Here is a 22,824-nt window from a genome sequence, read left to right as displayed (position 1 = left end):
TTAATTATGGTTACTTCCCTACAGCTGCTGCGCTTATACCAATTGACGTGGCAGACATGGCCGGTGAAGCGATGCCCTGGAAGATTGCCATAACCTTTTGCCATTCGGCGCCGGAAGCATTGGCGATATAAATGACATCCCGAGGTTGCATCTCGAAGCGTTGCATGGCCAGCAACGTGCTCGTATCCTTCATGTTGAAGCGATAAACGACAGGAACATACTCACCGGAGTTGAGAAGTGGATTGCCGGCAGCAAGGAACCTGCGCGCGACAGATGAGAGTTCATAGCGCAAGACGAAAACGCCATTGGCGTCGGCGCGATTGTCATTGAGGCCTGCCGCTTTTGCAAGTGCATCGGCCATCGAGATACGGGACGCTTCAAATGGAATTTCTGCATTGCGACCGGCTGCACCCAACACGAGGATGGTACGCGGTTCACGCACAACTGTAATGAGGTCCCCGGATTTTAGCCTGATATTCTCCGCAGGGTTTTCGATAAGCACGTCAAAGGGAATGCGGGCTGTGGTACCATTGCGCGTCAACCTGATGATGCTCTCACTCGCCGCCGCCCTGATGCCGCCGGAAGAGGCGATGGCATCAAGCACACGCTCTCCTGCGCCTGATAGGGAAATACGTGCGCCAGAAGCAACCTCTCCAGTTACAGTTACTGAGTTTGCCGTGCTTCTCTGGATCGTCACGAGAGCCTGAGGCTGGACCGCTTTGCCTTCAAGCGCAGCTGCGATCTGGCGCTCTACTTCCGAAGGTGTACGGCCTGCTACCGTAATGCGTCCTGCATAGGGAACGGCAATGGTGCGGTCCCCCGAAACCGTTTGCGGCGGGATGGCCGTTGATCCACCGGTCGACTGCTGCAGGCCAGATGACGTGATACTGCCACCAAAGAGACTGCCGGGAGGGGCTTCCCAAAGATTGACACCAACCACGTCACCGACCGCAATGCGTAAATCACTTGTGCGTGGTCCTGCACCAAAGCGATTGATCAGACTCTCGCGTGGACGCGTCGCCGCATACGAAAGAACGGCATTGTTGACATCGACCATCGCATAGTTGGTACGGGTCTCAGTTTTCCGTTGCTCAATAACCTGCTTTGCTGAAGGGCCGGAACTGGGGAGAGCGCAGCCCGACAGAGATAATGCAATCGCCGTTGAAATAAGCAACCCTGCCGATACTGGTCTCTTTGGTCCAATATGCCGGAAAAGGAGATGCTGTGGCATCACGTCTATCGGGAGTGAAAGTCCAACTCGCATTCTCAGCATGTCTTACGCGCTCTTTTCATGGAATCTCATCATTGCCGATGGACTCATTCCATATGCATTCCGGTACAGGGACGAGAAGCGCCCGGGATTTGAAAACTGAAGATGCATGGCCAGATCAGTTACGTTCCTGGCACTCCCGCTGACGATTGCATCATGTGCTGCCGACAATCTGTATTCGCACAGAATATGCATGGGGCTGGTGTCGCGATATTCCTTGAACATTCGTTGCAGGGCACGCGAACTGCATCCGGCAGCGGCTGCAATGTCATCAAGCGTTATCGAATTATGAATGTTTTCCCGCATGAATGCTTCCGCACTCTGCAGATAGCGGGGCGAAATTCTGCGTGAGGATTGATTGTTCAACGCGCTGACATTGTCAGGCTTGGTCATGAACAGTTTGGCAAGCAACAACCGTTCATATACGCCAGCGAGGACTTCCCGCCCGGAACTGGTAGCCGCTGCAATGTCTTCACTGACATAGCAAAGCGTCTGATAGAGTGCAGAAGCGCTACCGGTACGGAAATCGTGCAACGGCGAGAATGCCAGTTCCTGAAAGTAAGGCCGCCGCATCAGCCGTTCAAAATGTTCACGCAGGGTTGGTACCGGCACAAGATAGGTCACCCAGGTGCTGCCGGGATAAAATTTTGCCTTGACGCCGGGACGATCAAACACACTGGTTGCGCTTCCGGCAGCGATGTTTTGTATTTTCCGGTTTTTTGTATCGATAAGATCAATCGCGCCTTTGAGCATGAAAACGAAGCTCAATGTTGCGCCTACACCATTTGAAACGACTTCAAGACGGCCGCTTGTCTCGCCATATACAATAGATGTCTGCTGCAAGGTGCATATTTGGCGTTTAAATCCATAGCGGCCCTGGTCGTCCGGGAAACTAGACCAGCGCCAGTTATCATCAATCTTCTCAATGTTACTGGATATGTCGTCACTTGAACTCGAAAGAGATCTGTATTCAGAACGTTCCATAGGATTTTTATACATTTCTCCCCCGAAAAAACCCAAATACCTTCAAGCAACTTCTAGAACGAAAGTCCATGATAAACTTTAGACATTCAAGGAATTCCAGATTACGAGAAACTTTACAGAAATAGCAACTAAAGAAATTTGCCTTCCAAGTTTTTTAGCTTATTTGATTAATGTGAAATTTAAAGACAAATTTATCTATCCCATACAATACAAAACAATTGTTTCACAAATGAGAGGTTTGAACATTATTTTCAACATGTATATTGACGAAAACGTTAGAAAACTGGCGTTTATAATAACGATTTGTCGTGATGTGTATATTTTTACAGAAATGAACGAAATGCACGACAGATAAAAGCCCCCCATCTTGTATGGATCGCATGTTAATCAGCGAAAGCCATAAAGAGGACAGGCCTTGGCAACCATGTGGCTGCGTTGGGGATGAATCTGCTTTTCAGCAAGAGCATGTGCTGCATCGCAACACTGATTCTCTCGATTGCTGCGATTTAGAGCTTGCCGTTCGGATTGAGAGGTGAGGCATCAACGGCGGCCTGAATAGTTCTTGATGTCACAGACGGCCGGGCTCGGTTAGCGGCATCGATCATCTCGTTGGTGGGGTCCCGCATAACGCTATACACTATGGGCAGCGCGGCTTTCGCATATTCCCGATACGTTTGGCGGACGAAATCCGGAATACTGTCCCAGCTCTGGCTGCCAGTATACTTCTGCGTATGGATCGCCTTTGCGATGGATTCTATAAGTTTTTCATGTGTATTCATAAATCGCATCTCACTTCGTTCGATCATTCCAAGGCAAAACCATTAGTTACTATGTAAACCATATATATAATTGAAGAGAGAAGGTTTTCAAATCAGAGTAAACATCTGAAATTAACTGCTTTGCTGCAAGAGATTTCCAGAATCGTTTTATAGGAAACGAATATATGGTTAGCGGGACTGTTTTTCATAGCAAATCTTATGCTCTCGGGGCATTTAACAATAGTGTGATCGCAAACAGCTTCGTAATCGGTGATTGCTGCGAACACAGCTGTTGAATCATAAGCGATTGTGTCAGCCATGTTCCGTTGAAAAGTGACGTTCAACGGCGCAGAATAAATATTGACCATTATGTTCATGTTTAATAACAGGATAACCAACCAAAGCGTTCTGCGCCGTTAAGCGGTGGAAGACCCGTCCTTCGATCTTCGCAAGATATGGAATAATGACAGCATTTCCCAATTCATCATTGGTCACGATTGGCGATACCACCTTTCACGACGTGGTTTCGAATCACAATGGCCAGACTTACCGTATATTCGTCTACCGCCCGGGCGGAGAGCCGCCAAAGGATGGATGGCCAATACTCTATATGACCGACGGCAATGCGGTCATCGGTACTGCTGTTGATGCGATGCGGGCACAGGCGTGTTATCCCGCTGGGACCAATGTGTGTTACGGTGTCATTGTTACGATCGGTTATCCGGTTGATGGGGCCTATGACCCGCTGAGGCGTTCATGGGACCTCGGGCCGCCACCTGGACAGAGCTATCCACCGTTCTATGAGAACAGCCCGGAAGTCAGAACCGGAGGTTCAGAAGAGTTTTTGACGTTTGTTGAAGACCAGATAAAGCCCATGATTGAGGCTGATATTCCCATTGATCGTAATCGCCAGGCGATTTTCGGCCATTCCTTTGGCGGGCTCTTCGTACTCTACAGTCTCTTTACACGCCCTGCGGCCTTTACGACCTGGATTGCGGCAAGTGCTTCCATCTATTGGGAGAATTGCGCGATTAACGAATTTTTGCCTCGATTTGAAGCAACGCCTGCAACCCGGCCCGGTGCCGAACTTTTTCTTTCGTGCGGGGAGTATGAAACGGACAAACTGGCACCGTTCCAGCGCGGCGCTGCTGATGAGGCAGATCGGTTGACGCAAAAGAAGATCACGCGAAACAATGATTATTCCGTCGAACTTATGAACCGGTTGAACCGTTTGCCGGACCGGCCAATTCGGACAGAATTCGAGATTTATGCGGGTGAGAATCACATGTCGCTGCTGCCGGTCGCGGTCAATCGTGCGGTTCAGACGGCCTTTGCAATTGTGAAACCACACCTGATATCGTAGTGCTACCAAGGGAAGGATGCAGGCGAGATGCTGCCATATGATCTTCTCTTGGATATGCCCGAAGCGAGCGCTACGCCCACTCGAGAACACCATCCAGCAATCGATATCTGGTGGTGGCCCCATACGGTTGGCCAGACCGATTGGGTCAAGATCAAGTCGCGTTTAACGCGTGAAGAACAGGATCGTGCGACGGCCTTTCGATTTGAGAAAGATAGTATCGGTTTTATGGCCGGGCGCTATCTGCAGCGCACCATATTGTCGTCTTACGCAGGAATAGCCGCCGAGGATTTGCGTATCGCGGTTGGAGAGCACGGCAAACCATATCTTGCAGACAAAACTGCATTGACGTTCAATCTGAGTAATACGGAAGATCTATCAATCCTTGCGATCAGTCGAGATTGTACCGTTGTTGGTATAGATGCAGAAATACATTCTTCGTTACTTGAAGAAGAGACGGCGCAACTCATCTGTTCGGCCAGCGAGCTTGCAACGTTATCCGCGCTCCAGGGAGCAGAGCGTCAATCATTGCTGTTGACGTACTGGACCCTGAAGGAGAGTTTTTTGAAAGCTACGGGAGACGGGCTGATCGTTGACCCGAACCGCCTGAATGTACGGCTCGAACGCGATACAAAGACCATTCGCATTGAACAGAATCTATCAAACGATGACGCCGGTTGGCATCATCGTCTTTTTCGTTCGCCGGGCGGCCACGTGATCGCCGTTTCCGCACAATCGGAGCGGGCAGCGCTGGTGTTTCGCCAGCACCGTTTTCCCGATCAGATTTGACGACCTAGTAATCTACGGCGATGGACTGACCGAGTGTTTCATGACCACTCGACAGCCAGTTGACCTGCGAGTCATGCGGCTCCAGATCAAAATGCTCTTGTCCGGTCAGCGAATTGATGATGTGGGCGCTGCGCCATGCCATCAGGCTGAGCTGTGAATCGGCAATACCGTGGCTATAGCGTCCGGCATTTTGGGCAAAAATGCGGTTCTGCTTCGGCCCATTCCAGTTGAGGCAATACTCGTCATTGAGTGCTGGCCGGCTGTTCCTGTCGAGCTGAATACGGTCCTGCAATCCGGACAGCGCTTCTGGCAGCTTGAACTGATAACCCGTCGCAAGAATGATCGCATCAGCGTGAGCAACCTCGACGCCGCCATCGAAGCGGTTACGTACGATCAGACGGTAGCCGTCTTTGTCCGCCTCGACCTGAATGACGTCACGATTGGGCGAGAGCTTGGCCTCAATGTCACGGCCTTCGAGATAACGCAGGCTGTAGAGTCGGCGATAGATCGAATTGATGGTAGAATGCGAAAGGCCGTCGCTGGTGAGGATCGACGCTTTAAGCGCTTCCAGTTTCTGGTCATTGTTCAAATTGAGATAGGCGTAGACATACTCAGGCGAAAACACCTGATTGGAAAACGCGGTGTCGTTGATCGGTTCAAAGTTATGCCGACGGCTGAACCAATTGAGTTCCTTCAATCCCACTTTCGCATTAAGCAGAGACTCGACCACTTCACCACCGCTCTGGCCACCACCAATAACGGCGACACGCTTGACATCAAGGTCCGGCAGGCGGAATTTGGCTTCGGAGTTGTGGAAGCAGCGCTCGCCAAGGAATGGTGTTGCCCAAGACGGCACGAATGGGCTGGTTCCTGTTCCCAGAACAATGTTCTTGGCGGCGACGCTGCCATTGTCGAACTGCACAACAAACCGGTCCTTCTCGTGTTTGACCTCGCGAACAGTGGCATCAAAAGAAACATTGTCGAGCTGTCCCGCCACCCATGCCAGATACTGCGCGAATTCACGTCGGGGTACAGCGTCGTAATGGGCATTCAGAAAAGCGTAGAGACGCTTATGTGCCACGAGATAAGCCACAAAAGACCAGGGATTGGTCGGCATCACGGGGGTGACAAGATCTTTGAGGTAAGATGATTGCAGCTCGACATCGGGCAGCATCATGCCGGGGTGCCAGTCAAAACTGGCCCGGCGTTCGTAAAAATGTGCCTTTACCTGTTCTACACTGTCGAGCAGGGCAGCAAGGCTCAGGTTGGAAGGTCCGACACCGATACCCGCCAGATCGAGGGTTTCGTTCGGCTGACGCAGATGATCATTGTTCGCAAACATGGCAGTCATCAGAATTCCTTTCCGTGATCTTGATTCCAAAGGGCCCTATCGGGCCTCGTCCAGCCGGTGGGAGAGACGGCTGTGGAATGCCTGTGATCCGATTACGTGCAGATGGTTGGTGCCAGAGATAATTTCCGCCGGATTTGCCCGCGGGGAGTAGCGCCGCCAGTCGATCAGGTTGAGACCCCGATTGAGGCTGTCATCGGCCGCCCATGAATGGATCGGCACATCATGCGGCTGCAGTTCGTGACGCCTGAAAATCAGGGCGTTGTCGATGAGAATCCAGAACGTATGTTCGCGGCTGCTGATGTCAGGACCATCTGTCGGCAGCTCATCCTTTTCGTCACCGACAAAGCGCAGGAACTGCTCGTAGGTATCCTCATCCATGACGTTGAGCAGGCGGTCCCATTCACCGCGCATGGCTGTTCGTGACAACCATTCCTGCACGGTCGCGTGCAGCTGATCGCGTTCGCCCGGCTTGAATCGCGGCTTGGCGCCGATGGCGAATTCCGTGCCGAGATCGCAGACATCAACCATTGTAATCAGACGCAGATCTATCTCATCGCCAAGCTTGCGCGCGGTTTCATAGGCAAGCAGACCGCCCCACGACCAACCGAGGAAATAGCAGGGCTGGCCTTTGCTTTCGCGGCGGATGTAATCCACATAGCCCTGAATAATATCGTCGACCGACGAGCCGATTTCCTTCTGTTCGGAGAGCGAATAGCAGATGAAACCGGTGGCTGGCTGATCAGCGCCGAGATAATCGACAAGCTTGACATATTCGCGCGTGCTGACGAGCAGACCGGGGAAGCAATAGAGAACCGGCTTGGTTCCTGATGCACGCAGCACGATCACTTCACTGCCCGCCTGATCATTCCCGTTTTCAACAATTTGGGCAAAAGAGCGGATTGTCGGATTGTTGAAGAGATCGGCAATCGTCGTCCGGTTCTGCGGCTTGCGCTGGCGCAAAGTTGAGAGAATACGGATGGCACCCAGCGAGTTACCGCCAATGGCGAAGAAATTATCTTCGACGCTGATCGGACTGATCTTGAGGATTTCCTGCCAGATATCCCGGATTTCCTCTTCGGACGCATTTTCCGGCTCGACAATGTTCCGCTGCATCGGTGTCGGTGCTGGTAGTGCAAACCGGTCGAGCTTGCTGTTCGGGTTGATTGGCATCGCCTTAAGCGGAACAATGGCTGAAGGCACCATATAGGCGGGAAGCATGCGTTCCAGCGCTGAATGCATGTCAACGATATCCAGCTCGATACTCTGCTTTGGCACCACATAAGCAACCAGCATTTTCTGTTTGGTTGCATCATCGTCCCGCAGGACAACCAGAGCTTCACCAACGCCGTCCAATTGAAGCAGGGCAGCTTCGATTTCGCCAAGCTCAATGCGATAGCCGCGCAGTTTGACCTGATGGTCAACACGGCCAACGAATTCGACTGTCCCGTCTTCGCGCCAGCGTGTCAGATCGCCGGAACGGTAGAGACGGCCACCTTCTTTGGAAAAGGGATCGGGGATGAAACGGTCAGCCGTCGTATCGGCCTTACCGATGTAGCCGCGTGCCATGCCTTCACCCGCAATGAAGAGTTCACCTGTTACGCCGATGGGGCAGGGGTTGAGATCAGGATCAACAACATAAACGCGGCGATTGCCAACAGCCCGTCCGATTGGTGCATAAGTGCCTTCGAACTTCTGTCCGGCGCGCACCTTCCACACCATCGGCGTCATGATGGTTTCTGTTGGCCCATAGCCATTGATCAGCCATTCGGATTTCAATGCCGTGGACAGAAGATCAAACGTCTGCTGGGCAAGGCCCTCGCCACCGAAGGAATAGAGGCGCATCGGTGGGGCACTGTCGGTCAGATCAGCCCATTCCGCCAATTGCTGGAGATAGGTTGTCGGAATGCTGGCATTGTTGGCCCCATGCTTGCGCATGGCGGTCAGGGTTTCTTCGGGTGTCCACAATGGCTGATCAGGCAGAATAATGCTGCCACCTTCCATCAGTGGATTCATCCAGCGTTCGTGTCCGCCATCGGAGCTGAAAGGCAGAAAGGGCAGCTCGCGCGATTCTTCGCTCATGCCGTAAACACGCGACGTGTTCTGCATGTGATGGGTCAACGGACCATGTTCGACGGCAACGCCCTTTGGCAGGCCGGTGGAACCGGATGTGTACATGATGTAGGCAAGCTGATCCTTGTGAACTTTCACATCCGGAACGCTGTCCGGTTCTTCCGAAAGATCAAGCTTGTCCAGCTCCAGAATAACCGCATCAAGCCCTTCCGGAATGCGATCAAGCAGCCAGCTATGGGTCAGAATGACTTTTACGCCGCCATCGCGCAGGATGTGATGGTTGCGGCTGGTCGGATGATCAGGCTCGACAGGAATATAGGCACCACCAGCCTTGAGCGTGGCAAGAATGCCAACGATTGCTTCAGGAGAGCGTTTGACGGCAATCGCGACGCTGATATCAGCGCCAACGCCAAGTTTGATCAGCCGGTGCGCCAGTTTATTGGCGCTCCGGTCAAGCTTGCTGTGGCTCCAGATTTCATCAGCAAAGATGACGGCAGTTTTGTCAGGCGTCCGCTGTGCATGGGTAGCGATATGTTCATGCACGGCGCGATCATCATTAATGCCGTCATCATCATAGGGGGCCGAGAGAACAAGGAGTTCGTCATCGGTAATGAGTTCGATATCCTTGATGCGAACCTGTTCGCCGGTAATGGCCTGAGACAGGATGCGGCCGAAATGAATGGCGGCACGTTCGATCAGTGCGGGTTCGTAAATATCTTCGGCGTAGTCGAACAGCCCGGCAAGTCCGCCTTCCGAATTCGGCGTGAGGACCAGCGCAAGCTCGGCGTCGGAGCGCGGAGCAATCGATGGCGCTTGGTTATCAGCCAATGCCGAATGCAATACCGGCTGGCGGAATTCGAACAGGGATTTGACGATGGCGTCCTGTTCCCGCTCTTCATGCGTCTGAATTTCCTGAACAAGGCGTTCGAATGGAACAAGATGGTCTGTTCCGACGGCGATGGATGAGACCAACGCTTTGCACACATCAAGAAATGCTGTCCGTGAGGTGAATTCAAATTTGAGCGGCAGAATCTGTTCTGTGCGTGCAATCGTTGACCGGTCGATCTCATTGCCGGAGCCAAGCAATGTGCCAAATTGCAGGGCATAGTTGCCACTGTAGCGCGCCAGGAGAACGGCAAAGGCTGCAGAAAGCAGATGTTCAGCTTTGAAGCCTTTCCATTGGGCATAGGACGCAATGCTGGTCCACAGTTCAGCATCCAAAGCGAAAGAGGCATGCTTGCGCTTGGCACCGGCATACCCTGTTGCATTGAAACGGGTGGGCAGTGTCGTGGCGTTGTATTCTTCACCAATCAGATCACGCCAATGGGTGAGTGCTGCCGAGAATTCCGGCTTATCCAGCCACTCCTCCTCGCGCACGCCGCGCTGAAGAGCGTTCTCGGAAAGCCCCGGCAATTCCTTGCCTTCGACCAGTGCAATGAGATCATTGCGCAGGATCGCGAGCCCCGCTTCGTCACAGACAATCGGATGCAGGACGATAGTCGACACCAACCGGCCCTTGCTTCCGACAATCAGTTGATTGCGGGCGGAAACGCCATTCAGGAGATCGAAAGGACGGGCAACAAAGCCGCCTTTAGCGTCTTCGATTTCCGTCTGGGTCAAAGGATTGCCGTCGCTGCCGACACTCTCATTTGATGGAAGATCACCCGGAATGGAGAACTGTTCGATGCGGCCACCAGCAAAACGGCGGAAGCGCGTGCGCAGGGCACTGTGGCGGTGTGCCAAAGCATTCAATGCGGTCTGCAACTGATCCAGATCAACCGTTTCATTCCATTGCAAGGAAAGAATCTGAAACGGGAAGACCGTGCTGTTGCCGATCTGCTCAAGTGACCAGATGCGCTTTTGTGCCAGCGTCAGCGGAAAGCTTTCGACAGGGCTATTGGCGATGTCATCCATGGAAACAGGCTCATTGGTATCAGGTTGAGCGAATAGTTTGTTCATATCGTCACCGATCTGTTGTCTGAAAAGGTTATCCGGCAATCACGCCATCGCCTGCCGCAAGGCGAGCGGCCGCGGGTCAACCCAGATTTTCTTGATTTCGCTCAGGCATTCCTCGCGGGTGCCGCTAAAGCTTTCCTTGCTCCAGCCAACCGGCAGAGCCTTGTCATTGGACCAGACGGAATAGCGGTGTTCCTGATCGCGAACGATGCTCCAGGTCTCTGGTGACGTGTCGACATCCGACATCATGCGGGCTCCTTGCAGAATAAAGACATGACCAAGAGACGGATGAGCCCGTGTCCGATTTAAGCGGAATAGGAGAAAAATTTTTCAAAGTTTTGGCTAAATCGAAAAGCGCCTCAGCCGTCTCTATGGAAATCACTTTGTCAAACGATGGCAGCGAACATGCTGTGGAGTGCGCCATGACTCTTGTTTCCAATATTTCCAAAGAGGCCAATGTTTCACGGCTTTCAACACCCGGCTCCTCGTGTTTTCTGAAATCAGCGGAGATGAAAACGCCAAATCAGCTTGTAATCGCCACCGGGGCCGGTCGCTATCTCGTTGACGTAGATTCCAAGGAGGACAGTGTCCGGGTTCGCTTGCCGGACTTGAATGCCGGTGAAACCATACCCGTGCTGGCCTCAGCCATCGAGTTCCTGTCGGCGCAGTCGCGTAATATCAATCTGGTTGAAATCGACAATGTGCAACCATCGGATTTCCCGCTTGGCTTATACAACGGGAATTCGTTGGCCGTTGATACGCGGGAGTTCTGGCAGTGGCCAATGCCGTGGATTGCCAATCCGCCCTATCCGCATCCGCAAGTGCATACACTCACCAATGGCCAATATCATCCCAAGCGGCCGCGCAAAGCTGTTGGCGTTGTTTATGAGCGTTACATTCCCTGGCTCGATCAGACGCTTTCCTTCCGCGCCGCTGATCCAGAAACTGATCTCGATCATTTCCACCGTTGGATGAACGACGAGCAGGTCAATGTGATCTGGGAAGATGGCGGCGACAGAGATAAGCATGCTGCCATTCTCGAAGAGCGGCTGCATGACCCGCATATTCTCGCCCTGATCGGTTGCTTTAACGGCGTTCCGTTTGGCTATTTTGAAGTCTATTGGGCCAAGGAAAATCGTCTCGGACCTTACTACGATGCGCAAGATTACGACCGGGGCTGGCATGTGGCGATCGGCGAGCCTGATTATCGCGGCAAGCAGTGGATTACCGCTTGGCTACCGTCGCTGATGCACTTCATGTTCCTCGATGATCCGCGCACACAGCGCATCGTCGGTGAGCCGCGCGCGAGCCACGAACAGCAGATCCGCAATCTCGACCGTTCCGGTTTTTCCAAGGTGAAGCACTTCGATTTTCCGCATAAGCGCGCCATGCTGGTGATGCTGTTGCGCGAGCGCTTCTTTGACGACAGGCTCTGGGTTCCTGCACCATGAAGCCCGATGCAGTCGGGCCTTCAAAGCCCAAGCGCGCTTATTTTGCCCCGGATGATCTAAACGATCCGGCGCTCACGCGTTTGATCTTCAGGTTAGGTATGCCAGCAGTGGCTGGTCTGTCTATCAATGCTGTTCATCACACCATTAACATGGTCTTTGTCGGGATGATCGGCAGTCATGAAATCGCTGCCATCACAGTTGTCCTGCCGATCCTGATGATGATTGGTGCTATCGGTGAGGGGCTTGGCGTAGGTGTTGCCACCGCCGTTGGGCGTGCGCTTGGCAGTAACAGCCCACAGCGTGCCAATGTGACGGCCTCGACATTCATGGTTTCAGCTGTGCCGCTCGGAATTCTCCTGACGGTTGGTATTCTCTTCTTCCGGCGTGAGCTTCTCGGCCTGTTCGGCGCCAGCGAGGCCATCATGCCGCTTGCCGAGCACTATCTGATGATCGTTGCCTTCTCGGTAACGCTGACAATGCTGCAAATCCTGTCCGATTTCATTGCCATATCGGAAGGCAATACGCGCTTCAGCATGTGGACGCTGCTTGGGTGTTTTGCTCTCAATATTGTTCTCGATCCGATCATGATCTTTGGTTTCGGCTTCGGACTTGCTGGCGCAGCCTTGGCAACCATCCTGTCGCAGATTGCAGCACTTGGCGCCTATGCACTCTACTTCCGCAAACGGGTTGGCACATTGCATCTGTCGGCGCGATTTGCAGCGTTCCGGGCTGATATCCTGAATCCTGTATTCTCAATAGGCCTGCCCACAACCCTGACCAGCATGCTGAGCAGTATCAGCTTTGCCGTTCTGTTTACCTATGCGGGCTTTTATCGGGGTGATAGCGGCATTGCTGGCGTTGGTATTGCGCTGCGTGTTCTCACCTTGGGCATGTTGCCCATCATTGGCTTGTCGCTTGGTGGTCAGGCGGTGCTAAGCTTTGCTTGGGGTGCCAAAAACACGTCGCGACTCCTGTCAGCATCGACCATGCTTCTGGTGCTGACTTCGGCTTTTGCAGTGATTTACGGCCTTGGTGCTGTTGTCTTGCGATATCCCATCGCTGCCGTGTTTACGAACGATGTCGAAATCGCGCAAACGGCGGCACTGACCATTATCGTCACCCACGTCCCCTTTGTCTTTTTCGGCATACGTCAGATTCTCGTTGTGCTCCTGCAAGCACAAAGCAGGGCACGGCTGGCTGCCATTATCAGCATTGCACAGAATGGTTATTTCCTGCTGCCACTGCTGTTTGTCCTGCCGCACCTCTTCGGTTTCAGCGGGCTTCTTGCGAGCTTGTTTCTGGCTCCGGCACTAACAGCGCTCCTGTCGGCAATTATCCTTTTCACCACGCTGCGCCAGCTGCGCGGCACCGCTACTGCATCATCTCTTCCCATCACAACTTTCAACAACACAGTGTCTGAGAGGGCATCATGAACAAATCCATGCCACCCCACGAATTCGGCCCGATGGAAATGCCGGATGATCTGTTTTCACCTGTAGATACCGCCGCATTTAATGCGGTTTCCCCACCCATCTTCCAGACATCACTCTTCACTTATGACACCTATGAAGCGATGGAAGACGTATTTGCCGGTCGTTCGCGCAATTACATCTATTCGCGTGGCGATAACCCCACCGTGCGCGAGTTTGAGCTGCTAACAGCGCGGCTTGAAGGCGCGGAGGATGGCCGTGGTTTCTCCAGTGGTACTGCGGCAATCACCGCAACGATCCTTAGCCTTGTCGAAGCCGGTGATCGTGTGGTTGCGGTTCAACACCTTTACAATGATATTTATCGTCTCTTCGTAAAAATGCTCGCCCGGTTTGGAGTGACGGTGGATTTTGTCGATCCGTCCAATCTTGACGAAGTGCGGGCTGCCTTGCCAGGTGCGAAGCTGCTTTATCTGGAAAATCCGACATCGATGGTTTTCGAGTTGCAGGACATCGAAGCCTTGACGACGATGGCCAAGGAATATGGCGTGACAACGGTCATCGACAATTCCTGGGCAACGCCTCTGTTCCAGAAACCGATCCAGCATGGTGTCGACATCGTCATCCACGCTGCTTCGAAATATCTGGGTGGTCACAGCGATACGGTGGCGGGTGTTGTTGTCGGTCCGCGCGATCTGATCGCCAAGATTAACAGCTCGACCTATCCCTATATCGGCGCAAAGCTCTCACCCTTTGAGGCATGGCTGCTGTTGCGCGGCATGCGTACATTGAAGGTCCGGCTGAAGGAGCACATGCACAATGGTCTGGTGCTCGCCAAGCACCTGCAACAGCACAACGATATTGAACTTGTCCGCCATCCGGCTTTTTCGGATCATCCGGGCAAGAAGACGCTGACGGGTTTCTCTGGCCTCTTTGCCTTTGACCTGAACCCGGACATTGATGTTGCGCGCTTCGTCAATGCGCTTCGCCATATTCGCCTCGGCGTCAGCTGGGGTGGTCCGGAAACACTTGTTGTTCCAGCCAAGGCCGCTCTGCAGATTCCTGACCGGATGACGTCGTTTGTTCGCTTCGGTGTTAACCCTCAGACGATCCGTTTCGCTGTCGGTTTGGAAGAGTCTGAAGTCATCTGGAACGATATCCAGCAGGCGCTCCACACCGCCAAGTTGTAAATAGCAAGCGACCAAAACAAAGTTGGTTGAGGGCGGAAAAAAGACGGATATTTCGTCAAATCCGCCTTGACTCTACTAAGATGACAAATGTAGTCATGTTTTCAATATGAGAACAATACTCATATTAAATATCAAATAGTCTCAGGGTTTTAGCAGGGGTGTGGTTCATGCGGGGTTGCAGGACAATGATTTGGAACGGGGTCAATTCAGCGGCACGCAAGCGCCAATATCGTATCGGTTTGCTGATGACCACATCGCTGGCAACATTATTGGCCACCAATCTCGCTTTTGCACAGCAGGCACCAGTCATTGAGCTGAACCCGATCATCATTAACAGTGGTGACGACGCTACCGGTCCCGGCAATGGCTACCTTGCGAGCACCACAACAACCGGAACAAAAGTCAGCACGCCGCTGCGTGAGCTTCCTCGTTCCGTTTCGGTCATCACACGCGAGCAATTGGATGATCGGCCTTCACAACGTATTGAAGATGCGCTCGCCTATACGGCAGGTGTAACCAGTTCGCCCTGGGGTGTGGACGAGCGGTACAACCAGTTCATGATCCGTGGTTTTGATGTGGGTCCCTACGCCGTATTCCGCGATGGTTTACCACAAAGAACCATTGATTTCTCGGGCTTCAAGGCAGAACCTTATGGTCTTGAGCGCATTGAGGTGATGAAGGGTGCAGCATCGGTGCTCTACGGCCAGAATGGTGCGGATGGTGTCGTCAATCTGACGACCAAGCGCCCGACCAAGGACCCGCTTTACAGTGCCTATGCCGGTTATGGTTCGCATAATACCTATGAAGTTGGTATTGATGCCGGTGGTCCGCTGGACAAGGAAGGCGTTTGGACCTATCGCTTGACCGGCCTTTTCCGCGAAGGGCACGAGGCGATTGATTTCTCAAAGAACAATCGCGTGTTTATAGCCCCGGCAATAACGTGGTCTCCCAGCGCCGATACCTCACTGACAGTATTTGCCAATTATCAGTGGGATAAGTTGCCGCCGAACACATTCCTGCCCGTCGCAAGTCCATTGCATCCCAATTTACCGAAGTTCTCGCGCAGCTTCACCACGTCCGATCCCGACTTTGACCGTTTCAATGCAAATCATGGTTCGATCGGTTATTCCTTTGAACATCGCTTCAATGAGGCCTGGACGATCCGCCAGAATCTTCGCTACACGTCGCAGGATACGGATTATCGCCATCTTTATTACACCCAGATGCGCGATGAACAGACTTTGGGCAGAGCTGCCTTTACTGTTGATGAGAAAGCTTCGATCTTCAGTGTCGATAACAGCGCTCAGTACGACTATCAGTCCGATCACATCAAGAACACATTGGTGATGGGCCTCGATTACAGCCGCTATACGGTTGATGGCCATAATGGATACGCCACAGGGCCGGATCTCAATTTCGAAAACCCCGTCTACGGTATCGATGTTCCAATGCCTGGAATCATTGTGGACCGGAAGACCACAACCGATCAGGTTGGCATCTACGCGCAGACGCAGACCAAGATCAATGATCGCTGGTTGCTCAATCTCGGCGGGCGGCAGTCGTGGTTTGAAGAGAAGACAAATGATCGTCTGAGTAATACAACAACAGATACATCAGACAATGCATTCACCGGCAATGTGGGACTAGGGTATCTCTTCGACAACGGTATAACGCCTTATGCAAGCTACTCCACATCATTCGTGACCAATATTGGCCAAAGTGTAACGGGTGGCTCTTTCGCACCTTCCAAGGCGCATCAATATGAAGTTGGCGTCAAATATGATCCCGATTTTATGCCTGCTCATTTCACGGCAGCGCTGTTCGATATTACCAAGACCAATATTTTGGCATTCGTCAGTGATGGCGCCTACAGGCAGATTGATGAGGTACATCATCGTGGGCTTGAACTCGAATCGACCGTGAATCTTTTCCACAATGTCAGTTTGACGGGTAGCTATACCTATCTTGATGCGGAAATCACGGAAAGCTCACTACCGGAGGTGGGTAATCGCACGCCGATGGTACCGAAGAATCAAGCCTCGCTCTGGGCAAAATACACCTTCGATTCAGGTATCCTTCAGGGGCTGAATGTCGGCTCAGGTATAAGGTATATCGGCAGTAGTGTTGGCAGTGGTCCCAATGGCACGCAGGTGAATATTCCCGATTATACATTGGTCGACGCAGCCATCAGCTACGAGAAGAATGGGTGGAAGGGTGCGCTTAAAGTCAGCAATCTGTTTGATAAGGGCTACTACTCGACCTGCTCCACTGACTACGATAACGCCCCAATGTGCATCTATGGCGAGGGCCGCACAGTCAAAGGCACCTTGTCGGTCAAATTCTAAGGTCAGCGATAAAATGAACGGAACATCCTTTTCTCTCAGCGGTGTCGGTTTCGATATTGACGGAAGAACTTTGCTTCATCCGCTGACTCTGGATGTTCCCAAGGGCGAAGTTGTCGGCATTCTGGGACATAATGGTTCCGGAAAGTCGACGCTTCTGAAAATCCTCGCGCGTTTTCAGGCTCCGACCCATGGGCAGGCTGACTATCAAGGTCAGCCTCTCGCGTCGTTCCGCCCGAAAGATTATGCCAAAAAAGTCGCTTATCTGCCGCAGCAGACGCCCGATACGGATGGTATGACAGTGCGGGAGGTGGTGTCGCTGGGCAGGTACCCATGGCATGGCGCACTGGGGCGGTTTTCTCTCACTGACCGGACCAAGGTAAGCGAAGCGCTGGAACTTACCGGCCTGACGCCGTTTGCAGATCGTATCGTCGACACTTTGTCAGGCGGCGAGCGTCAGCGTGCCTTTTTGGCCATGCTCATTGCGCAGGATACGGAATGTCTTCTGCTCGACGAGCCGATCTCGGCCCTCGACATCAATCATCAGATCGAGGTGATGAGTCTCATCCAGACGCTTGCGCATGAGCACAACCGTTCGGTTCTGATTGTCCTGCATGATATCAACATGGCCGCGCGCTACTGCGACCGGCTGATCGCCTTGTCGGGTGGCAAGCTCGTGGCACATGATGCTACGGATGCGCTGATTACAGCCGACAAGCTTAATGCCATTTATGGTGTTCGCATGGGCATTTTCCGGCATCCGGAAACGCAATCGCCCATCAGCTACGTTCTCTGAGATTGGAATTCTTGTAATGACTGCGCTGCGTCGACGTGATTTTCTATTCGGCTCGACCGTCGCGCTTGCATCATTCATGTCGGTCAGATCAGGAAAGGCAGCCGAAACGCGGGTCGTGTCGCTGGATTATGGTCTGGCACAGACATTGATTGAATTTGGTGCTCCGCCCGTTGGCCTGATTGATACACAGGGCTGGTATGACTGGGTGATGGAACCGCCACTGCCGGCGGGCATTGCCAATGTCGGTTCCAATTATGAAATCAACATGGAGATGCTGCAGCTTCTGCAGCCTGACCTGATTATTTCAACGCCTTACCTTGAGTGGATCAGGCCGCAGCTTGAGACGATCGCACCGGTTAAATCCTTTCCCATCCATGCGCTTGGGTCCTCGCCATACCCGCATATCCTGAGTGCTACACGGGAGCTTGGCCAGATTGTGGGTCGACCTCAGCAAGCGCAGGATCTGATCGACCGAACCGAACGCGGGCTCGATGCGGCCAAAATAGCGACCCGACCTCTCGCGGCACAAAAGCTTGCTATCATAACCTTTCTCGATGCGCGCAACATCCGCGTTTACGGACCGGGCGGCATTTTTCAGGATGTTTTCGACCGGCTTGAGCTGCAGAACGCCTGGACAAAGCGCACCAATGAATGGGGTTTCGGCGATGCCAGCCTGGCTGACCTGATTACCCTGGGTGACAGCCGCGTTTTTTACATGGACCCGGTTCCCCCAGACGTGCTTGCCGGTTTGACGGGGAGCCCTTTATGGCAAGCCATGCCCTTTGTTCAAACAGGACATGCGCAGCGCATGGCAAGTGTGCTGATGTTCGGCGCGCTGCCGTCAGTCTCGCGCTTCGCGCGTCTTCTGGCTGAGGTTAAAGTTTAATGCTGCGTACATCCTCGTCACAACGCCTGATCTGGACCAGCATTCTTTGGTTGCTTGCATTTGGCATCGCGGCTCTCAACCTATGGCCGATAATCAGCAGGCTTGGCATACAGGCCGTTTTTCTGCCGCCTTCGGCCAGCGATGGTCAGGCGGTCCTTCTGCATTATAGCCTTCTGCCGCGCCTTGCCATGTCTGTTGTCTGCGGCTTTGCGCTTGGGCTCTCCGGCACACTCTTCCAGCATATATTGCGCAATCCGCTGGCGTCGCCCTCGACATTGGGGATTGAAGCTGGAGCCCAACTGGCACTTGGGGTTGCGATATTGTGGTTTCCGGCACTCCTTGGCTGGAATCGTGATCTAACCACGGCGATTGGCGGTTTCACTGCAATGGCAATTGTTTTTGCCGTGGCATGGCGTTTTCAGTTTCAGCCAGTGACTGTCATTCTGACCGGTCTTGTCATGGGCCTCTATTGCACGGCGATCGTGACAATTCTGGTTCTGATGAATGATCATTATCTCGCAGGCTTGTTTGTCTGGGGCGGCGGTTCGCTCAATCAGAACGACTGGCGCGATGTAAGCGCACTCTGGCCCAAAATTGCTGTCTTTACGTTCTTTGCCTTCCTTCTGGCGCGGCAATTGAATGTATTGACGCTTGGCGATGCGGCGCAAGGGTTGGGCATGAAATTGCATACAACCCGAGCGCTTACCCTCGCGGTTGCCGTTGCATTGACGACGTTCACAGTCAGTGTCGTCGGCATTATCGGCTTTCTTGGTCTCGCATCACCGGCCATTGCCCGTGCGATTGGCGCGCGGCGCATCAAGGACCGGCTCATCATAGCTCCACTTGTCGGTGCCGGTCTTCTTGTACTCATCGACCAACTCTTGCAGTTGCAGTCGGCAATCACAGGCATTGTGCTGCCAACCGGTGCCGTGACCGCGCTGATCGGCGTTCCGGCATTGTTGATTGTCATGTTGCGCCGCAAGGCTATTGGTCAACCCACCACAGCATCGCCATCGATCCGCAAGAGCCAGCACCCGGCATTGCTGTTATCCACGCTCGCCGCGCTTTTGCTCCTTGCCTGTGTCGCCGCAATCTTTATCGGGCGAGGCATCGATTCTTCGTGGGCTGTTCACACCGGCAAGGTGTTGGAATCCGTGTTGCCATGGCGGTTACCAAGACTGGTTGCTGCACTTTCGGCGGGAATAATGCTCGCTCTTGCGGGCGGTCTCCTGCAGCGCTTAACAGGCAATTCCATGGCCAGCCCTGAAGTGCTTGGCGTCAGTGCCGGTACTGCCTTTGGACTGCTTTGTGTCCTGTTTGTCGTTGCTCAGCCTGATTATGGTCACAGGTTACTTGGCGGTTTTCTTGGTGCAGCCGCAGTCCTTGTCGCGCTGTTTGCCATGAGTTGGCACAAAGCGCAGTCGGGCAACCAGTTCCTTATTATTGGCGTCTCGTTGAGCGCATTTCTCACCGCACTTGTTTCGGTCATTCTCGCATCCGGTGATCCAAGAGCCATGTCGCTGATCAGTTGGATGACAGGCTCCACCTACAGTGTCAGTCGTTCTATGGCGATCATCTCACTCATCTGCGCCCTGGTCGCCATGACCATGGTTTCAGTCTTTCTCCGACCCTTGCAGCATTTTGCCTTGGGTGAAGCGTCGGCGCATTCGCACGGGGTCAACGTTCGGACATTCCGAATACTCATTCTTGGTTTTGCGGCTCTTCTGACGGCCATCGCCACGCTCGTCGTCGGGCCCTTGAGCTTTGTCGGCCTTATGGCGCCACATCTGGCACAGCGTATGGGACTGACACGCGGCTTTCCGCATCTTCTTGGTACGGCTCTGGTTGGCGCTCTGCTGATGRCCGTTGCGGATTTTATCGGCCGCACCGCCTATTTCCCGTGGCAATTGCCAACGGGGCTGATCGCCACGCTTTTGGGTGGTCCGGTGTTTGCGCTACTGCTTCTGCGACCGCGAAAAGCTGCTAGGCAGCTTTAAGTGATTGCTCGCAGTAGCGGTGCGCATCCTTGATCATGAAATTGACGAGGGTGCGTGAGACGCCCAGTTCTTCCGCGATATCTTTCTGCGGAACACCCTCAATACGATGACGGATGAATGCGTCATGGGTACGCTTCGGCAAGTCCTTGAGCGAGGCCATCACCTTGTTCAACGCTTCCGCCATAACGATACAGTCGAGAGCGTTGACACATGGGGCCGGCACTGAATCCACGCCATCCATCGGCATAAGATTGTTCTTCTCGTATTGCCGTTTGCGCGCCTCATCAAGCGCAAGATTATACACCATACGACAGGCATATCCGACAGGGCAGTGGATGCAATTCGTCTGCATCGTGCAAGCTTTCACAATGGCATCGTGAAATATATCTTCGGCTTGCGCGTGAGAGTGCAATACACTTTCGGCAATAACTATCAGTTTATTTTTGTATTTAACCAATGCATCGATAAGAATATTTCCATCATGAAGACCTTGTTCTTTTGGCATGATCTTTATTCTTTTTGATATTGGATTTTATTTGCTTTTGAGCGAGCGACAACACGGCCAGATTTATTTCAAATATTGAAATAAACAGCCATGCAACCATCGCGCGAACAGCTATACAAGAACATGAGAAAAAGAGTCAAGTTAAAGAAAGCACGATTTATAACAGCACACGCAAAGCGACTGAAAATGATCAAAAGGAAATGGTTCCAGTGCGTCTGATCAAAAAGAATCTACCGGATATGTCGTTGCCTATGGTCGACCCGATTGCGACAGCCTGATAAGCCGGGCTGGCATAAAACTGACAATATGGACACATGATAATCATGAGCCGCCTAGACAGCTTCATTCGCCGCATGACGGCCCAGCGCGATATCCTCAATCATATTTCGGACAGTATCAGGGAATTGCCGGGGCCTTTGCTCGAACTTGGATTGGGTAATGGTCGCACATATGACCATTTGCGTGAGCGCTTTCCTGACAGGCGAATCATCGCGTTTGACAGAGCCTCCCATGCTTACAAAAGCTCCACTCCTGATCCGGAAAATATGGTGATTGGAGAAATCAAGGAAACGGCTCAAAGTTTTATCGGGATTGATGCGGCGCTGGTTCATGCGGATATTGGCACGGGTTATCCGGATGTTGATGCGATCACACTGACATGGTTGCCGCAACTGGCGGCAGGTTTGCTGGCGCGTCACGGTATTGTTGCCAGTGGGCTGGCACTTGATCATCAGGAACTCGAACTTCTGCCTCTGCCGCGCAGCGTCAAGCCGGGGCGCTACTTCCTGTATCGCCGCAGGTAATCAAGCGAAGAGCAGCACGTCAAATTGCCCCTGATCGACTGGAAGGGCGCTGACTTTCATTGCTAAGGGCTTGTCATTCAGAAAGGCGAGACAGTCGTCGTAGAACCCAGCCAGATAGCGGATGAAGGCTGCCGCCTCATCCTGCCCATAAAAGTTTGGTGAAAACTCGAGGTAGAGTGGAGCCTTGCGCATCATCAATGCTTCCATCGAGCGGCAGGCCACCGGTTCATAGCCTTCAATATCCATCCATATCAGCCCGATCTGATCGGGTGTAACGGCTGCCTCTGCGAGAATATTGTCAACACGGCGTACCGGAACAACGATTTTGGTGTCCGTCTTGCTCTGGCGGCTTGTGCTGCTTTTCCCGTGATTGCTGCAATGCTGAAAGAATTCGATTTCGCCGTCGTGATCACCCGCCGCGCAATTGACAGATGTCACCCGGTCTTCAATCGAATTCTGTGCAATGTTCGACTTCAACAACTGGAAATTACGCGGGTCGGGTTCCACGCTGATAATATGTGAGAAAGAACCGCTCAGGCTGAAATAGATTGTTTGGGTACCGATATTGCCGCCCAGTTCAAGCAGTGTTGTGCCTTCGCGCAGAAGCTGCTTCTCCTTGAGGATTGATAGCAAACGGCTGACGTGATGCCGCTCAAAATGGCCCTTCCGGAAGATTTTCCTCCCGATATAATCGTTCGGCGAGAACGTCATAAGATGATCACCACAATCAACGGTCATGGTGAGTACACGCGCATCCATTGCACTGATCATCAGTTCGCGGCCGTAGCGCGTATCGAAAAATTGTCCTGCCGCGCGGTTTCTGGCTTTTTGGAAGCCCCGCCGCCATGCCTTGATATCTATCACCGTCCGCCCCAAACTCTTGTGATAT

At 52.9% G+C, this 22,824-nt stretch carries 18 protein-coding genes; 10 read left to right on the top strand and 8 right to left on the bottom strand.

The genetic code is table 11. From position 1 onward, the window contains the following. Window positions 1-10 precede the first annotated feature (10 nt). From AB4Y96_RS05730 to AB4Y96_RS05720, 3 genes are all read right to left on the bottom strand, one after another. Window positions 11-1,231 (bottom strand): polysaccharide biosynthesis/export family protein, encoded by a 1,221-nt coding sequence (locus tag AB4Y96_RS05730; protein WP_091882798.1) that lies wholly within the window; start codon window positions 1,229-1,231, stop codon window positions 11-13. Between the two features lie 45 nt (window positions 1,232-1,276). Then, on the bottom strand, window positions 1,277-2,113 hold the full coding sequence (locus AB4Y96_RS05725) for a helix-turn-helix transcriptional regulator (protein WP_441916212.1): 837 nt from the start codon (window positions 2,111-2,113) through the stop codon (window positions 1,277-1,279). A 647-nt stretch (window positions 2,114-2,760) separates the two neighbouring features. After that, window positions 2,761-3,033 (bottom strand): hypothetical protein, encoded by a 273-nt coding sequence (locus AB4Y96_RS05720; protein WP_091882789.1) that lies wholly within the window; start codon window positions 3,031-3,033, stop codon window positions 2,761-2,763. Window positions 3,034-3,475: 442 nt separating this feature from the next. Here AB4Y96_RS05720 and AB4Y96_RS05715 point away from each other — a divergent pair, with 442 nt between their 5' ends. Further along, the gene (locus AB4Y96_RS05715) at window positions 3,476-4,375 is read left to right on the top strand and encodes an alpha/beta hydrolase (RefSeq protein ID WP_441916211.1); all 900 of its coding nucleotides are present in this window, start codon (window positions 3,476-3,478) and stop codon (window positions 4,373-4,375) included. Between the two features lie 27 nt (window positions 4,376-4,402). Then, window positions 4,403-5,161 (top strand): 4'-phosphopantetheinyl transferase family protein, encoded by a 759-nt coding sequence (locus AB4Y96_RS05710; RefSeq protein ID WP_441916210.1) that lies wholly within the window; start codon window positions 4,403-4,405, stop codon window positions 5,159-5,161. 4 nt (window positions 5,162-5,165) lie between these two features. On the opposite strand, the gene AB4Y96_RS05705 is transcribed toward AB4Y96_RS05710, so the two are convergent. Genes AB4Y96_RS05705 through AB4Y96_RS05695 form a run of 3 tightly spaced genes read right to left on the bottom strand, consistent with a single transcriptional unit; the run spans window position 5,166 to window position 10,787 of the window. Continuing rightward, window positions 5,166-6,512: a lysine N(6)-hydroxylase/L-ornithine N(5)-oxygenase family protein gene (locus tag AB4Y96_RS05705; protein ID WP_441916209.1), complete on the bottom strand. Its 1,347-nt coding sequence runs from the start codon at window positions 6,510-6,512 to the stop codon at window positions 5,166-5,168. A 36-nt stretch (window positions 6,513-6,548) separates the two neighbouring features. After that, a complete protein-coding gene (locus AB4Y96_RS05700) occupies window positions 6,549-10,541 on the bottom strand; it encodes a non-ribosomal peptide synthetase (RefSeq protein ID WP_441916208.1) in 3,993 nt (1,330 codons plus the stop codon). A gap of 39 nt (window positions 10,542-10,580) precedes the next feature. Beyond that, entirely contained in the window at window positions 10,581-10,787 is a 207-nt protein-coding gene (locus AB4Y96_RS05695; protein WP_244518410.1) for an MbtH family NRPS accessory protein, read from the bottom strand. Between the two features lie 260 nt (window positions 10,788-11,047). Between AB4Y96_RS05695 and AB4Y96_RS05690 the strand changes: the two genes are divergently transcribed. The 7 genes from AB4Y96_RS05690 to fhuB all read left to right on the top strand — a co-directional run bounded on the left by AB4Y96_RS05690 (window position 11,048) and on the right by fhuB (window position 20,627). After that, window positions 11,048-11,989, top strand: a complete 942-nt coding sequence (locus AB4Y96_RS05690; RefSeq protein WP_175540660.1) for a GNAT family N-acetyltransferase — start codon at window positions 11,048-11,050, stop codon at window positions 11,987-11,989. Continuing rightward, complete coding sequence (locus tag AB4Y96_RS05685; protein WP_441916207.1) at window positions 11,986-13,422, top strand: MATE family efflux transporter; 1,437 nt, start codon at window positions 11,986-11,988, stop codon at window positions 13,420-13,422. The genes AB4Y96_RS05690 and AB4Y96_RS05685 overlap by 4 nt, the downstream gene beginning before the upstream one ends. After that, window positions 13,419-14,606, top strand: coding sequence for a PLP-dependent transferase (locus AB4Y96_RS05680; RefSeq protein ID WP_441916206.1), 1,188 nt, complete (start codon window positions 13,419-13,421; stop codon window positions 14,604-14,606). Before AB4Y96_RS05685 ends, AB4Y96_RS05680 begins: the two co-directional genes overlap by 4 nt. A 185-nt stretch (window positions 14,607-14,791) precedes the next feature. Then, window positions 14,792-16,951, top strand: a complete 2,160-nt coding sequence (locus tag AB4Y96_RS05675; RefSeq protein ID WP_441916205.1) for a TonB-dependent siderophore receptor — start codon at window positions 14,792-14,794, stop codon at window positions 16,949-16,951. Between the two features lie 13 nt (window positions 16,952-16,964). After that, a complete protein-coding gene (locus AB4Y96_RS05670) occupies window positions 16,965-17,744 on the top strand; it encodes an ATP-binding cassette domain-containing protein (RefSeq protein WP_091882769.1) in 780 nt (259 codons plus the stop codon). 16 nt (window positions 17,745-17,760) lie between these two features. Beyond that, window positions 17,761-18,630: an ABC transporter substrate-binding protein gene (locus AB4Y96_RS05665; protein WP_441916204.1), complete on the top strand. Its 870-nt coding sequence runs from the start codon at window positions 17,761-17,763 to the stop codon at window positions 18,628-18,630. Beyond that, window positions 18,630-20,627 (top strand): Fe(3+)-hydroxamate ABC transporter permease FhuB, encoded by a 1,998-nt coding sequence (fhuB, locus tag AB4Y96_RS05660; protein ID WP_441916203.1) that lies wholly within the window; start codon window positions 18,630-18,632, stop codon window positions 20,625-20,627. The genes AB4Y96_RS05665 and fhuB overlap by 1 nt, the downstream gene beginning before the upstream one ends. Here fhuB and AB4Y96_RS05655 read toward each other — a convergent pair. Next, window positions 20,614-21,132 carry a sigma-70 family RNA polymerase sigma factor gene (locus AB4Y96_RS05655; RefSeq protein WP_441916202.1) on the bottom strand — a complete coding sequence of 173 codons (519 nt, stop codon included), beginning with the start codon at window positions 21,130-21,132 and terminating at the stop codon, window positions 20,614-20,616. The two genes, fhuB and AB4Y96_RS05655, sit on opposite strands and share 14 nt — an antisense overlap. 323 nt (window positions 21,133-21,455) lie before the next feature. On the opposite strand from AB4Y96_RS05655, the gene AB4Y96_RS05650 reads away from it, so the two are divergent. Next, window positions 21,456-21,935, top strand: coding sequence for a class I SAM-dependent methyltransferase (locus AB4Y96_RS05650; RefSeq protein WP_091882757.1), 480 nt, complete (start codon window positions 21,456-21,458; stop codon window positions 21,933-21,935). Here AB4Y96_RS05650 and AB4Y96_RS05645 read toward each other — a convergent pair whose 3' ends face one another. Continuing rightward, window positions 21,936-22,799, bottom strand: a complete 864-nt coding sequence (locus AB4Y96_RS05645; protein WP_441916201.1) for an FkbM family methyltransferase — start codon at window positions 22,797-22,799, stop codon at window positions 21,936-21,938. Window positions 22,800-22,824 lie beyond the last annotated feature (25 nt).

Source organism: Phyllobacterium sp. TAF24, from assembly GCF_052113785.1.
GTDB lineage: Bacteria > Pseudomonadota > Alphaproteobacteria > Rhizobiales > Rhizobiaceae > Phyllobacterium.
This window is presented reverse-complemented; position numbering and strand designations above follow the sequence as displayed.

What these genes read in the sequence shown, in the direction of transcription:
- AB4Y96_RS05665 (WP_441916204.1), top strand. Translation starts at nt 17,761, where the DNA reads ATGACTGCGCTGCGTCGACGTGATTTTCTATTCGGCTCGACCGTCGCG.
- AB4Y96_RS05710 (WP_441916210.1), top strand. Translation starts at nt 4,403, where the DNA reads ATGCTGCCATATGATCTTCTCTTGGATATGCCCGAAGCGAGCGCTACG.
- AB4Y96_RS05715 (WP_441916211.1), top strand. Translation starts at nt 3,476, where the DNA reads ATGACAGCATTTCCCAATTCATCATTGGTCACGATTGGCGATACCACC.
- AB4Y96_RS05700 (WP_441916208.1), bottom strand. Translation starts at nt 10,541, where the DNA reads ATGAACAAACTATTCGCTCAACCTGATACCAATGAGCCTGTTTCCATG.
- AB4Y96_RS05730 (WP_091882798.1), bottom strand. Translation starts at nt 1,231, where the DNA reads ATGCCACAGCATCTCCTTTTCCGGCATATTGGACCAAAGAGACCAGTA.
- AB4Y96_RS05650 (WP_091882757.1), top strand. Translation starts at nt 21,456, where the DNA reads ATGAGCCGCCTAGACAGCTTCATTCGCCGCATGACGGCCCAGCGCGAT.
- AB4Y96_RS05680 (WP_441916206.1), top strand. Translation starts at nt 13,419, where the DNA reads ATGAACAAATCCATGCCACCCCACGAATTCGGCCCGATGGAAATGCCG.
- AB4Y96_RS05675 (WP_441916205.1), top strand. Translation starts at nt 14,792, where the DNA reads ATGATTTGGAACGGGGTCAATTCAGCGGCACGCAAGCGCCAATATCGT.
- AB4Y96_RS05685 (WP_441916207.1), top strand. Translation starts at nt 11,986, where the DNA reads ATGAAGCCCGATGCAGTCGGGCCTTCAAAGCCCAAGCGCGCTTATTTT.
- AB4Y96_RS05690 (WP_175540660.1), top strand. Translation starts at nt 11,048, where the DNA reads ATGAAAACGCCAAATCAGCTTGTAATCGCCACCGGGGCCGGTCGCTAT.
- AB4Y96_RS05670 (WP_091882769.1), top strand. Translation starts at nt 16,965, where the DNA reads ATGAACGGAACATCCTTTTCTCTCAGCGGTGTCGGTTTCGATATTGAC.
- AB4Y96_RS05705 (WP_441916209.1), bottom strand. Translation starts at nt 6,512, where the DNA reads ATGACTGCCATGTTTGCGAACAATGATCATCTGCGTCAGCCGAACGAA.
- AB4Y96_RS05695 (WP_244518410.1), bottom strand. Translation starts at nt 10,787, where the DNA reads ATGATGTCGGATGTCGACACGTCACCAGAGACCTGGAGCATCGTTCGC.
- AB4Y96_RS05720 (WP_091882789.1), bottom strand. Translation starts at nt 3,033, where the DNA reads ATGAATACACATGAAAAACTTATAGAATCCATCGCAAAGGCGATCCAT.
- AB4Y96_RS05655 (WP_441916202.1), bottom strand. Translation starts at nt 21,132, where the DNA reads ATGCCAAAAGAACAAGGTCTTCATGATGGAAATATTCTTATCGATGCA.